Raw genomic sequence first — 13538 nt, 5'->3', positions numbered from 1 at the left:
CCGATGAAAGGCTCTCTATTGATTAAGGTGCCGCTTTGATTCGACCGATTCCCAGGCGGCTGAATAGCGCTTCCATCGGCTCAAACGTCGCGGCGCGAACAGCAATGACAGTCCAGCACTCATGTGCCACTCGATCTACTGGTCGGCAATTAGCATGAGACCAGCGCGCTCGAAAGCTTCTGCTGCCCTAATTTCTGTTCAATAGCAGGCTAAGAAGTACAGTCAGAGCAGGGCTTTTGCTCTGGCGTGCAAGTCATGGCACGCCATTGTTGAGAGCCACCTCAAGCCGAGCGATCTCGCCTCGGAGCGTCTCGATAACGGCATCGCGATCACGCCTAGCGTCTAGCTGCACGGCACGATCAGCCTCCGAGGCCAACAGCGCTTGGCTCAACAGAGCTGCCGTCGAATTTTCCAGTTGCACACCGTCCTCAGTTTCGGACCCGGACATATGTTGTGTGGCATTCTTCGGGAGCTCGGAGCTGCGGTAAGAACTCTCAATAGGCTCGCGGACACTATGGGTTGGTGCCCCAGCGCTGGAGGAATCCAGGTGCGTTGCACTGCCGTCGGAGCAGCGCAAATTCCACCAAATTTCAAAGATCCGACGATAAAGTTCGGTTACCTCTTTCCCTTTATCCACAACTCCAGCTTGCTGTGCCTGTCGTAGTTCTTGCTCATATCCGAGCTCCACCAACAGATCTGCGCCGATTAGATCGGTTACTGTTTGCATCTCTTCGATGCTCAGTTGGTTTTGCCAGGCGTGGACAGAGCGGTCATCGACCGCCTGTCTATCCAGGATCTTTCGATCTCCGAAGCTACTTGACTGAAGATAGTCGGTTTGCTCAGTCGTGGTTGGCGCGGAGATTGCTGGATCAAGGCCAAGGCCCGCGATCACGCGGCGGACTTCCGCTTCCGGCCGCGCGACAAGGCGCTCGTACTGCACTAGCTGCGTCTGCGGTCGAGCCCGGTGCGCTGCAAGCTTAGGAAGCCCTAGGACCAGATCAGCGAGTGCAGATGCAATGCTGTCGGGTACACGGATCAGAAGATCGGCGAGCGACGATATGCTGATGGAAGAGGAGGGTTCTGCGTGGAGGGGGATGCCCCACGTCGACTTCAAGGAAGCGGCAATAGCATAGGGATTGCGCATCAGAAGGATGTGTGGCGTCTTTGGATAGAGAGTTTCCAGAAACTCAAGTACCATCCAATAGCGCGGCGTCTTGTCTATGAGGATACGCTTGCCCGCCGCTGCCAAGTACTGGCCATACGCCGCGTCGGCAAAAGCGCGGCTGACGATCGTACGATCTATACGAGCCAAGAATTCAGAGGTCGCGGTCTTGATCATTGATGCGATTGCCGGGTGACGGTGGTCTACCCTGCCAAATTCGTTTAGTGCCAGCATTATCCAGGGCTCGGGGGGAGCTGTGATATCCGGATGTTGCTGCAGCAAGTGGGCAAGGAGTGTCGTCCCGGAGCGTGGAAGGCCAAGGAGAAAGCATACTGCCGGCGAATGATGAGTATCGTTGACCATGAGTCCTCCCTAAGCGTGCACAAGCTGAGCGGCCATCGCCGTGGTCATCGCTCGAACAAAGTAACGGCAGCCCTGCGGTTCTATAAGGATTGAACCCGGGCGCGGCATGGTCATGTGAGAAGGAAGTCGCCTGCAACTCATCGTCTGAAACCTATCGAATTCGATCCATACGGCAGGATCCGGCGCTTTGGCAGCTCCAATTGGCACCCCCCGGCTCCTAGCAGACGTGAGACAAAGGGTGATCTCAATCGTACGAAGATAAACAGCTGATTTGGGAAGGGTTGAAAAGACTATACTGAGGTTTATTGCCAGATGAGACGCTTATCGCGTCTAGGCCGCAGCTCTTTGTGTCCTTTGGTCCCTCGCACAGTGCAGAGCCAAGAGCTTCATACTCGTGCCTGATGCCAAATACCCATTCTAGTCCGACGGCAGGTCTTGTCTTCGTGCCATGAACCGGACGCGCTCACTTAGGTCTGCGCATACCCGGCCGGCGAAAGGTCGCATGGCAATGCGCGGAGCTCGTTCGCACCACTCTGTAGCTACTACGGCGAAGCGCAGTTTACTTCAAGCGCTGCGCCGAAGCTGGCACGAGAAGGAGGAAGTCGTCTGCAATGCCAAGCAGGAGCGCCGAAAGAACATTGCCGCGCTTTGATGCACTGATGCAGCTCGAAAGGCGGAGGGCGATCTTGGCCTAACATCTGGCTTTCTCGTAGCCCTCACCTACAGTGCTCAGACGTGCGCTCGCTCAACTTAGCAAGGTCGAACACCCCTGTCGCATTTTTGTGGCACCGTCTGGCCGCGGCCTAGCAGAACACCGCCCGTGATGCCAAAGCCCGAACATCTCTCCATCAAGCACGACCTTCAAGCTGCGATCTAGGGGCGCCTGATCGAGATCAAAGTCCAAAGAAGGTTTTTTTCAACTGATTATTCTAACGCCGAACCCGCACTGGCGGCTCGACAACTCGAGGCGGAGCCGCTGTCCGCGTGTATACGCCATCCGGCGCGATTGCATAAGGACAGGCTCTGGTGAGAGGAACATATGCCCGTTCGTGGCGGCCTGAGACAGCTTCGCGTGCGCCAGGCCGTCGATTTGCTCCAAAGTCAATTCCGCCGCAATGCCGGCAGAGGCACTCTGGCGTAAACCGGGCAGATCGGGCGCGAGGGCTAGCGAACCATCGATCCGAGCAGGCAGTCCCGATCTCGGCGCAGGATTCCAAGACCGCGCGATCTTTCGAATTCAGCTGACGGTTTCATTTGAAGCTACTCCAGATCGGCAGCCCTTTACCCTTTTTGTCCTAAGATCATGGCTTGCAAGACCGGGTTGAAGGGAATCGAACTGTAAAGCGATATTGGGTAGAGAGACAAAGCTCACTCAGAATAGCGTCGGGTGCTCGGCGGCAAGCTCGCGAGGTTAATTGCCTGAAGCGGATTCAGAGCTCGGCGGTGAGTGAGGATTTTCCTCCTACAAACACTTGTTCCCCAACAAATCAGTCCTATTTCAGGTGCGCCTGCGTTGGCACTCACGGGCCTCGATTGCTAGCAATCGAGAAATCCTCAACTTGCGTAACTGCTTAGGAGAGATCTGCATGGAATTCCGTCCGCTTCACGACCGCGTCGTAGTCAAGCGCATCGACGCAGAAGAAAAGACCGCTGGCGGCATTATCATTCCGGACACGGCGAAGGAAAAGCCCTCCCAGGGCGAAGTCATCGCCGTCGGCCCCGGGGGCCGCGACGAGTCCGGCAAGTTGGTTCCGATCGATGTCCAGGTCGGCGACCGCATCCTGTTCGGGAAGTGGTCAGGCACTGAGGTCAAGATCGACGGCCAGGAGCTGTTGATTATGAAGGAAAGCGACATCTTGGGCGTTCTCACGGATCCGTTCGCCAAGAAGAAGGCCGCCTAAATTACCGCTCGCAGCACTCATCCTGAGGAGCGCATGCCGCGCGCCGAAGGATGAGACCAAGTGAAACACTCAGGAAAACCCACATGTCAGCCAAAGAAGTTAAGTTCGGCGTAGACGCCCGCGACCGCATGCTGCGCGGGGTCGACATCCTCGCCAATGCGGTGAAGGTCACGCTCGGTCCGAAGGGCCGCAACGTCGTGCTCGACAAGTCGTTCGGCGCTCCCCGCATCACCAAGGACGGCGTCACCGTCGCCAAGGAGATCGAGCTCGACGACAAGTTCGAGAACATGGGTGCGCAGATGGTGCGCGAAGTCGCCTCCAAGTCCGCTGACGCGGCCGGCGACGGCACCACCACCGCCACCGTGCTCGCCGCCGCGATTGTTCGCGAGGGTGCCAAGTCGGTCGCCGCCGGCATGAACCCGATGGACCTCAAGCGCGGTATCGACCTTGCGATCGAAGCCGTCGTGGCCGACCTCGAGAAGAACTCGAAGAAGGTCACCTCGAACGACGAGATCGCCCAGGTCGCCACCATCTCGGCCAACGGCGATGCCGAGATCGGCAAGTTCCTTTCCGACGCCATGAAGAGGGTCGGCAACGAGGGCGTCATCACGGTCGAGGAAGCCAAGTCGCTCGAGACGGAGCTCGACGTGGTCGAGGGCATGCAGTTCGACCGCGGCTACATCTCGCCCTACTTCGTCACCAACGCCGACAAGATGCGCGTTGAGATGGACGATGCCTACATCCTCATCAACGAGAAGAAGCTCTCCTCGCTGAACGAGCTGCTGCCGCTGCTCGAGGCCGTGGTGCAAAGCGGCAAGCCGCTGGTCATCGTGGCCGAGGACGTCGAAGGCGAGGCTTTGGCCACGCTGGTTGTGAACCGCCTGCGCGGCGGTCTGAAGGTCGCGGCCGTCAAGGCTCCGGGCTTCGGCGATCGCCGCAAGGCCATGCTGCAGGACATCGCGATCCTGACCGGCGGCCAGGCGATCTCGGAAGATCTCGGCATCAAGCTCGAGAACGTGACGCTCAACATGCTCGGTCGCGCCAAGAAGGTGATGATCGACAAGGAGAACACCACGATCGTCAACGGCGCAGGCAAGAAGGCCGACATCGAGGCGCGCGTGGCCCAGATCAAGGCGCAGATCGAGGAGACCGCCTCGGACTACGACCGTGAGAAGCTGCAGGAGCGTCTCGCCAAGCTCGCCGGCGGCGTCGCGGTGATCCGCGTCGGCGGCGCGACCGAGGTCGAGGTGAAGGAACGCAAGGATCGTGTTGATGACGCGATGCATGCGACCCGCGCGGCGGTGGAAGAAGGCATCGTTCCTGGCGGCGGCGTTGCCCTGCTCCGTGCCTCCGAGCAGCTCAAGGGCCTGCGCACCAAGAACGAGGACCAGAAGACCGGCGTCGAGATCGTGCGCAAGGCGCTGTCGGCGCCCGCTCGCCAGATCGCGATCAACGCGGGTGAAGACGGCTCGGTGATCGTTGGCAAGATCCTGGAGAAGGAGCAATACGCGTACGGTTTCGACTCGCAAACCGGCGAGTATGGCAACTTGGTTTCAAAGGGCATCATCGATCCGACCAAGGTGGTGCGCACCGCGATCCAGAACGCAGCCTCTGTTGCCGCGCTCTTGATCACCACGGAAGCCATGGTTGCCGAGCTGCCGAAGAAGAATGGGGCCGTGCCCGCTATGCCGCCGGGAGGCGGCATGGGCGGCATGGACTTCTGACCACTCTCGCTGAAAATGCGACCCCGGCAGCGAAATGCCGGGGTCGTCTTTTGGCGCAGAACTCTTTCCACATTGCGATTCTGGTGCGCTAGTCTAGTGCTCGCCGGATCTGGCGATCAGCAGTTGCCAAAGCCATACAGACCCTTCGCTTAGGATTTCGCCGTCTGCGCGAAAATGACATCCGTCAAGTCAGGGCAGGCGGGAGGAACGGATAATCAATTGCATAGAACGGCAGACCTGGAAGCCGAAGGCACGGCATCTTGATGCGACTATCCCATCAAGGCCGGTCCTCCTCTGTGGCGTTGGCGACCTCGGATCAGTTCAACCGTCCTGGAATATGCCGGGCTTGCAGTCGTGCAACAAGCCGCACCGCAGGTGACGCGAGTCTCTCTGGAATGATTACGAACACAGCATGTCCTCAGGCACGATGAGAACTGGCGAAGCGGAAATGCCGCTCGTCCATCTATCCCCTCTGAGCAATCGGCACCGGAGTACGGAGCCGGCTAACCGCACTTAAACGAGCTAGCTACAGGTTGGGCGCTAAGAGCGAAGTGAACCGGCCATCGTCCGCCAACTCAAGGAGCGTCCTCTGCACCGGCGCTTACTGACCGACCTAAACGGATGACGCCGCACGAGGTAGTGGTTTCCGGGAAAACTGGAGCACGGTCGACAATCAGAAGCAAAGAGCTTAATCCAGTCGGAAGCGCTTTCGCCCGAGCGCTACGAGTTCCCGGTCGGTCGAAGGATTGCTTGTCTCGACTTGGATGGTGAGGTCCAGCCTGTTCGCTCTCAAAAAGTGCATTAGCTGAGTGTGCTCGGTCTCCGGCCCGATGATCAGCAGATCGGTGCACCTACTCAGGACCCCACCTATCCTGACGAGAAACGTTGAATCATTATTCCCACCGGAAGCTCCAATCGTACACGATTTATGCGCGCGCACGGTCGTGGCGCTGACGCCCGTTAGCCCTATGAAGAATATCTTGGCAATGACTCGGTCGATCCACACCACCGCGTGCGAATGAATCTGTTCTGCCATTTTTTAACCCCTGAATGAGAGCGCAAGCCGCTCACGCAATTGCCTGTGGCTGATGATGCCGAACACAGCGTCGATGGACTCGCGGCAGATCGCGTTTACCCTGAGCATCTTGCTGCTCGGAAAGCACAAGCTTCATGCTGCAGGCTGCGTCTTCATCACTGAAGGTTTGTGGACTGCGCTCCGTTGTCCAAAAATCATCCGAATGATCCTTCGCACGGAGGAGAGCTCTTTGCTGAGAGGTCTCGCGGAGCTTGGGAGTAACTGGATAGAGTCATAGAGCGCAAGTAGCTCGATGGGATCGCTATTATAAGCGGGACAATCAAATCACGATAATCTGCCCTTTCGTGAACCTCGCTCGCTTCAACCGCCCGCCTTCTTTGAGGGTACAAACAGGCCCGCTCCGTGAGCTCTCCATTCAAACGCGCTGATGCCGACAGGCCACCAACTGCGCTGGCGGCCTCAACGAACTCCCTCGCTGACATTACTCAATCCACAAGCCGCCTGGATGCATAGGTGTATTCGAGTGCCAGCCGGCGCGCGTGTTCCTTGAGATTGGCAGCCGCGCTGTGTCCACCCTCGAAGTTCTCAAAGTAAAAATAAGGCTGGCCGAGGGCAGCAAGCCTAGCGGCTGCCTTGCGGCCGTGCGCCGGGTGCACGCGATCATCCTTTGTGGAGGTGAGAATGAAAGGCATCGGGTAGGTCTTGCCGGGGACCAGCTTCTGATAGGGCGAGTAGGCCTCGAGCCATCCGCGCTGCTCCGTAACGGCGGGATCACCATATTCACCGATGTAGGCGGCGCCCGCGGCCAACTTTGCGAAGCGAAGCATGTCGAGCAGCGGCACCTGCATGATTGCCGCATTGAAAAGGTCGGGTCGCTGCGTAATTGCGGTGCCTACCAGCAGACCTCCCTGGCTGCCGCCGACCACGCCCAATCGACCCGGAGAGGTGATCTTCCGGCGAATCAGGTCCTCCGCGACGGCGATGAAATCGTCCCACGTCCGCTGCTTTGTGGCCCCCTGGGCAGCCTCGTGCCATCGCGGCCCAAACTCGCCGCCGCCGCGCAGGTTTGCCAGAACATATGCATTGCCCTGCTCAAGCCAGAGCCGCCCTATCGCTCCGTCATACAATGGCAGGAGCGGCTCTTGAAACCCGCCATAGCCAGTAAGAAGGGTTGGGATCGGCTCCCCGAGCCTTGCGTTCTTCGGACGCACCAGAGAGTAGGGAATCTTTGTCCCATCGAGCGAAGTTGCCTCGAACTGCTCCACAACGTGGTTGGACGCGTTGAACTGAGGAGATGTCGTCGTCACCATTTTGAGACGTTTGGTCGCCGCGTCGAAGTGCCAGCGGGAAGTCGGCACGAGATAGCTGGAGACCGTGAACAGCACCTCGTCCGTTTCAGGGCGAACGGCTGACAGGCTGACGTTCATGTTGACAGGGAACGGGATCGGCGTAGCCCGCCAGTCACCCTGGTCGTGGCTGTAGATGAAAGCCTTGCTCTGACCATTGTCAAGGATCGTCAGGATTAAAGCGTTCTTGGTGACCACGAGCCCGCTGAGCGCATGCCGAGCCTCGGGCTGGAAGACCACCGAGGGCGTCGCGCGAAGCGGATCCTGCTTCCATTCGGCCAAGTCATATGAGAGGATCGAACCCGCAACAAAGTGGGTGCTTTCGGACAGCGCCCAGTCTTCGTCGAGCGTCACTAGCAAGCGGTTACTGGCGATGCCAACGATGTCCGCCATTTTTGGCAGGTTAACCTTGATCGGTCCTTTGGGCGCGAGAAGCACATACTCCCGCTCGAAGGCGCTGATGGCGCGTATGGCGCCGATCGCATGAATCCTGCCTTCGCTGTCCCGCAGCACGAAGGTCGCCGTCATCGCATCGTTCGGCTCCCCGCGGAAGACCTCCCGCGCTTGAACCAGCGGCTGAGCGCGCTTGAGCTCCTTCACGACGAAGGGATAGCCCGCCGGCGTCATGGTCCCTTCGCCCCAATCTCGCGCGATGAGTATCGTGTCGCGGTCGACCCAGCTGACGTCCTGCTTTCCCTCCGGAAGATCGAATCCGGTTGGTACGAAGGCCTTGGCATGCCGATCGTACTCGCGAATGAACACAGCGTCCTTCCCGCCGTCAGAGAGCTCGACGAGGCACAGGCGCTCTTCGGGCGGCAGGCAGCTACCGCCCTTCAAGACCCAGTTCTTCTTCTCCGTGGCCGCCAGCTCGTCAATACTAAGAATACTCTCCCAGACCGGCTCCGAGCTGCCATAGCCGTCAGTGGTACGACGCCAGATGCCGCGCACGCGGCTCTCGTCTTGCCATAACTTGCCGAGACCCTGCCGCTCCGACGAAACATACGGGATCCGGTCCTCGGCTTGGAGGATGCTCAGCGCCTCCTCATAGAAGCGATGATAACGGGGATCTGATTGGAGCACTCCGAGCGTCTTATCGTTCTCGGCGCGTGCCCAAGCGAGTGCGCGCGGTCCATCGATCTCCTCGAGCCAAAGGAAGGGATCCTCTACCGCCGCCGCATGGGCCGGTTTCTGGGGTAATGCCGCAGAGGACAAAAGCGCCATTGAAAGCAACGCGGTGGCGAGGAGTGAGTGTTTCATAGAAGTTATCCTGAACTGCTTGGGCCGTCCGGCTCGCGCAGTTTGGAGCTGGCCAGAGCGAACGGACGATGCGCATTGGGTCGCGACAACGGATATGCGCCGGAGTGTGACCGGACCAACGAAGCAAGCGGCGTGCCGCCGGAAATTCCGAGGTCCCCCGGTGGCTCAGTGCTCGCCCGTCGGCACCTGACATTGCGGCGTTAGCTTCGGCAGCATTGTCATGAGTTCTACGCTTCTGTCGCACTTTGCAAAGTTCGCCTCGCTCTGTTTGACAATAACGCTAGTGATTGCGCTAAATGGACTGGCGGCTTGCTTTAGTGGCAAACGGCTCGTATTCAGAAACGGCAGTCATCCATACAGTTTGCAGCATTTTGTGAGAAAGCCCACACTCCGCGGCTCGATGATCACTCTTTGCAATCTCACGGATGTTTTCTCGCTCCCGAATCAGGCCAACGTGCTTTAGCTGTTCATCAGGAGTGGCCCTATTGGTGCGTTCGCTATTCACTGACCTCCGCGACGGGGTGCCTAGACCAGATTGGTCTTGGCCGCAGAGCACCGATTACCGCAACGGCAGTCGTGATCTCGTTTTCGCCAACCGAATTCGGCGGAATACATGCTGTGCTATCCAACTTTGTTCCGCACTCAGCAGGAACGGCGCTGCACAATAGGCCGCACAATACTGCATTGGAGAGAGGCTGCCGATGTCCTGACATGCGGGCAAGAGTCGCACGGGAAGAAATTGCTTGAACCTCACGCTGCGTCAGGACGTAGTCTGAAAATCGTTATGAAGGTCGCGACGACTCTCTAAATTCTGCTCGCGGCCATCTCGGACAGGCTCACAAGTGTGCAACGAAGAGCAGCTATAGATGTGAGGGCGAGCGCATCGGTCACTTGCCTGTGCAACTCGGTTGGTTGCAGCTAAATTTGGTCAGGCGCGGGTTCTGCAGCGAAGCGAGGCCGAAATCACGCAACGCACTGGAGAAGCGCGCTCAGAGGAAATACATGTGTGAAGAGTGCATCCCGATCCTGCCTCGTCCGACGGTGCCATCCCGCCGTTCTCTAATGCTATTCGCTGCTTCGGCGGCCGGCATGCTGCTTGGCGGCAGGATCGCGAGCGCGATCGAGCCAACAGCGCCGCCCAAACCAGATAACCTGCTCTCGCCAAAGGCTTCGCTTGAGCGACTAATGGAAGGCAATGCGCGCTATGTTCAGGGCATATCGCGAGGCAGCGACTTCAGGCACGAACGCAGCGCTCTGGTCGGCGGGCAAAATCCGTATGCGGCAGTCTTAACATGCGCCGATTCACGAATCGTCCCTGAGTATGTTTTCAATAGCGGACTTGGCGATCTGTTCGTTTGCCGTGTCGCTGGTAATTTCGCCAACGATGAGATTATCGCCAGCATGGAATATGCGGTGGCCGTGCTAAATACCCCCCTAATCCTGGTACTCGGCCATGATCGCTGCGGTGCTGTCGGTGCCACGATCAAATCCTTGAAGGACGACACTACACTGCCAGGGCACATTCCATCCCTTGTTGCCGCACTTGCGCCCGCGGTGAAGGCTTCTTCTCAGGAGAGCGGGGATGCACTCGCCAATGCGATCCGGCAAAATGTGGCTGAGAACGTCTATAAGCTCATTTCGGCGACCCCGCTTCTGAAGTCGGCAGTCGAGCAGAACAGACTGAAGGTCGTCGGGGGTCTTTATTGGCTCGACACCGGCAGGGTCGATCTGCTGAGCTGACGGTCATCCGAGCGCTTCTTCGAGCGGCCGCAGGTGAGCAAGATAGTAAACCCACTGAGATCCATCCATAGCGCCCATTGGCCTCAACCTGACAAACTCGCTTCAGGCCAGGTTGCAAGCGGACTGGCCGCTTCCCGGAGCATGCAGGCCAGCGAGCCGCGCGTGAAGTGCCAACTCCCGCAGTGCTGAAGACCGACACAGCATGGCAAGCTCCCGAACATCTGCATCGGTGCCGGACGGGCGCTGGATCAGATCAGCAGGGCGCTGCATGTATCGAGCACGGCGCGGTCGTTCTGGTGATGTGGCATCCAGATGAGCAGCGCTCGACAGGCTCATCATGACTATTCTTCAATCAGCGATCTTGGCGGCAAGTCGCCTGGTTCGCTCGGACCAGTGGCTGCCGCTCTTGGGCAAATGGCCATGTCTGGCTTGAGATCGTCGAAGTTCGCTATACCTTTGGCTCAGCTAACGAGGAGGTCCTATAGAGTGACCTGAAGGTTCGTGTCGGCTAAGCTGACCACGCGAGCTTTAGAGACGACCGGCCCATCGTGAGATCGCATAGAAGATGATGCGCAATTGCCTGAATCGCTTACAGGGGGCAAGCCTCATCAGTAGACAGATTGAATTGTAAGTTACGAACGGTCTCGGCTGGCTGAGCGCCAGGAGTTTAGAGAATTTGTGCGACCGCTCGCGAAGGGCATTGAATCGCACGTAGCGTCATATTGTACGATCTTGGAATGAGGCCGAGATCTCTGGCAAACCAACGCAGGCTACCCCTTAGCATCTGGGGTGACGGCATACTTGTCTGTGGCATTCTCATGTCTTTGGCGTCATGGCCTTCGAGTGGCGTCCGCGTACCGCCATCCCGCTTCCGCATGGCCCACTCTACCAGCGGCGAGCGAATGCTGACCGAGTCATCCGCGTGTCGCGGGCTGCTCGACAGCGTAGGCTGATCTCATCCTCAGCAGAGACGGAGGCGATACCAGATTTAGATCGGATGTCGATTTCGTATTAGAATTTGCGGCAACTCCTAGCCGCAAATAAGCCGTTGGCAACTCTCCCTTTGCCGACGATTGGTGCGATGCGTAACAGCATCGCTCCGTTCCAGTCTGACTTAGCCCGGCTTCAGAGAATGAGGCCGGGCCTTTTTTTCCCTGGCGGGAAGATACTTCCTTGTTGACGCGGCAACTGCCGCGACCATCTCGCCCCGGACCAAGCCGATGCGATGTCCCATCCGGCGGCAGATGAACAACAACCATGGCCCTGGTCGGGCTTACAGCGGCCCGTCACGGAAGGTCCTTTCGTTGGCTTACGCGCGCCGACGAGGACTTGCGGACGGTTAAATGGACGCAGCTGAGCTGATCCGCTATTGCGAACTGGCTTGTACCACGCAGCCTTTCGCACTCAGCAGTGAACCGCCAGGGCGCGCAATCGAACCTCTGGCGGAGCGGTTTACCCACGCGGCGACCGGCACCATCACCTTGACTGGAGCGGGTCATCATTCCGCGCAACGTGAGCTAGCACGATGCAGCCGCCATCAGGGACGGCAGCCTCAAGCAAATTTCAGCCCTTCTGTCACACCTCGAGACATAGCGGCCACTTCCGCACCAGTGCAGATGAAGGGATCTGCCTCAAAAACGCGTATTCTTGAGCAAGACATCGCCTTCCACTGCGCGCGGGTAGTGAGTCGACACTTCGAAGAATGGTAATAGATCGAGGATGGCTCGCAAGGACAACTGCCCTTCGTAGAGCTCCTGGTCGCTATATTCCGTGTAGATGAAGCGCGTGTTGCTCAAGGTCTCTATCCCTCCAGCAATGACATCAGATTCGGCTCCCTGCACATCCATCCAGATCAAATCAATGTTGCTCAGACCCGCTTCGCTGCACCAGTCGTCCAGGCGTCGGGTTTCAACTGAGATGGGACGGTCGAAGCGGACCCAATCATATTCGGTAAGATGATTTTTCGGACGGCGGATTGAGCCAGAGAGGTCCCATTCTTTTGCATCTCCTTCTCCATTGCTTGGATGGAAATCGACCCTCCCGTTTCGATCGCTGATCGCGATCTCGAACAGACTCACCTTGTCAAGATCCGGACCCATGTTCTTCTTGAAGCGAGCGCTCGCTCGGGGATCCGGCTCAAAGCAGTATAGTTGGGCGTGTGGACACAGTTTGAGAAACTGTTTCGTATCCGTTCCATCGTTGCAACCGATGTCCAGGATAACCGGATTTTGCTTCTGAAGCAGCGAAAGTATGTGCAGATGTTCGTCGACTTTTTCCATTGGCGCGCAGATCCACTAAAGCTTCCCTCTTCTAGAGCGAAATCACACGACATACGTACCGCCGCAACGCATATCAACGTATATAGTTTACATCACTGGATATGATGCAAGCCGCCGTGACAGCCCAGGACGACCGGATGGACAAGTCGTAAGCAACTCGAAGAAGGAGCTGATGCTTACCGGCGACACGTATCGTCCAAGTTCAATGATGCCCCTGAATCCCTGACTGGCCCACTCTCATAATTTGAGCGACGGGGCCGATTTTAAACTCAGATCGACGACCCCTGGGATCTACGCCATCAGTCTTCGAGACACTAGGGTCGCGTCGGATGCGCGTAGGCGATTTATGTATCGTGCTAACAAGTCATTGCCAGCACCGGATCCTCACGCCCGACGGCCGCAGGAAAGGTTGGCCGACATCGTTCAGCGCCAGCGTCTGTGCCGCGCCCGAGGACTGGATCGAGGTGATGTCTGGGATCACCTCCATTTTGAAGGACGCGGGCCGACGCGCGATCCCCCACGTCGACGAGCGATATGTAACACGCTCCCGAACTGGTCACCTGAGGCCGGCGCCGCTATTGGGCCGACCGCGGAGCCTTACCAAGCGGACCGCGTGAACGACATCGGCCGTAGCCGCTCGCGATTAGTGAAGGCGGGCATCACGAAATGCCGCTCGCCACCAAAGATGATATCGACGTCGCCAAGTACCTTCCGGCTGCCTCGATACCGA

At 58.2% G+C, this 13538-nt stretch carries 6 protein-coding genes; 3 read left to right on the top strand and 3 right to left on the bottom strand.

The features are described from left to right. Positions 1-253: 253 nt before the first annotated feature. The gene (locus tag P0R31_RS05305; RefSeq protein ID WP_275513131.1) at positions 254-1525 is read right to left on the bottom strand and encodes a sulfotransferase family protein; all 1272 of its coding nucleotides are present in this window, start codon (positions 1523-1525) and stop codon (positions 254-256) included. Positions 1526-3111: 1586 nt separating this feature from the next. On the opposite strand from P0R31_RS05305, the gene groES reads away from it, so the two are divergent. Both groES and groL read left to right on the top strand, forming a co-directional pair. Further along, on the top strand, positions 3112-3426 hold the full coding sequence (gene groES / locus P0R31_RS05300) for a co-chaperone GroES (RefSeq protein ID WP_260380585.1): 315 nt from the start codon (positions 3112-3114) through the stop codon (positions 3424-3426). A gap of 83 nt (positions 3427-3509) precedes the next feature. Next, entirely contained in the window at positions 3510-5150 is a 1641-nt protein-coding gene (gene groL / locus P0R31_RS05295; RefSeq protein WP_275513130.1) for a chaperonin GroEL, read from the top strand. Between the two features lie 1521 nt (positions 5151-6671). On the opposite strand, the gene P0R31_RS05290 is transcribed toward groL, so the two are convergent. After that, positions 6672-8789 (bottom strand): prolyl oligopeptidase family serine peptidase, encoded by a 2118-nt coding sequence (locus tag P0R31_RS05290; RefSeq protein ID WP_275513129.1) that lies wholly within the window; start codon positions 8787-8789, stop codon positions 6672-6674. Positions 8790-9791: 1002 nt separating this feature from the next. Here P0R31_RS05290 and P0R31_RS05285 point away from each other — a divergent pair. Next, entirely contained in the window at positions 9792-10529 is a 738-nt protein-coding gene (locus tag P0R31_RS05285) for a carbonic anhydrase (protein WP_275513128.1), read from the top strand. A gap of 1631 nt (positions 10530-12160) precedes the next feature. Here P0R31_RS05285 and P0R31_RS05280 read toward each other — a convergent pair. Next, positions 12161-12808: an FkbM family methyltransferase gene (locus P0R31_RS05280; RefSeq protein ID WP_157286244.1), complete on the bottom strand. Its 648-nt coding sequence runs from the start codon at positions 12806-12808 to the stop codon at positions 12161-12163. Positions 12809-13538: the final 730 nt, after the last annotated feature.

Origin of the sequence: Bradyrhizobium yuanmingense (assembly GCF_029167105.1) — a bacterium.
Classification (GTDB): Bacteria; Pseudomonadota; Alphaproteobacteria; order Rhizobiales; family Xanthobacteraceae; genus Bradyrhizobium; species Bradyrhizobium yuanmingense_A.
Note: the sequence above shows the minus strand (reverse complement) of the source record. Positions and strands in the feature narration are given on the sequence as shown.

Coding starts and splice junctions, on each gene's coding strand:
- P0R31_RS05305 (WP_275513131.1), bottom strand. CDS start 1,525: ATGGTCAACGATACTCATCATTCGCCGGCAGTATGCTTTCTCCTTGGC.
- groES (WP_260380585.1), top strand. CDS start 3,112: ATGGAATTCCGTCCGCTTCACGACCGCGTCGTAGTCAAGCGCATCGAC.
- groL (WP_275513130.1), top strand. CDS start 3,510: ATGTCAGCCAAAGAAGTTAAGTTCGGCGTAGACGCCCGCGACCGCATG.
- P0R31_RS05290 (WP_275513129.1), bottom strand. CDS start 8,789: ATGAAACACTCACTCCTCGCCACCGCGTTGCTTTCAATGGCGCTTTTG.
- P0R31_RS05285 (WP_275513128.1), top strand. CDS start 9,792: ATGTGTGAAGAGTGCATCCCGATCCTGCCTCGTCCGACGGTGCCATCC.
- P0R31_RS05280 (WP_157286244.1), bottom strand. CDS start 12,808: ATGGAAAAAGTCGACGAACATCTGCACATACTTTCGCTGCTTCAGAAG.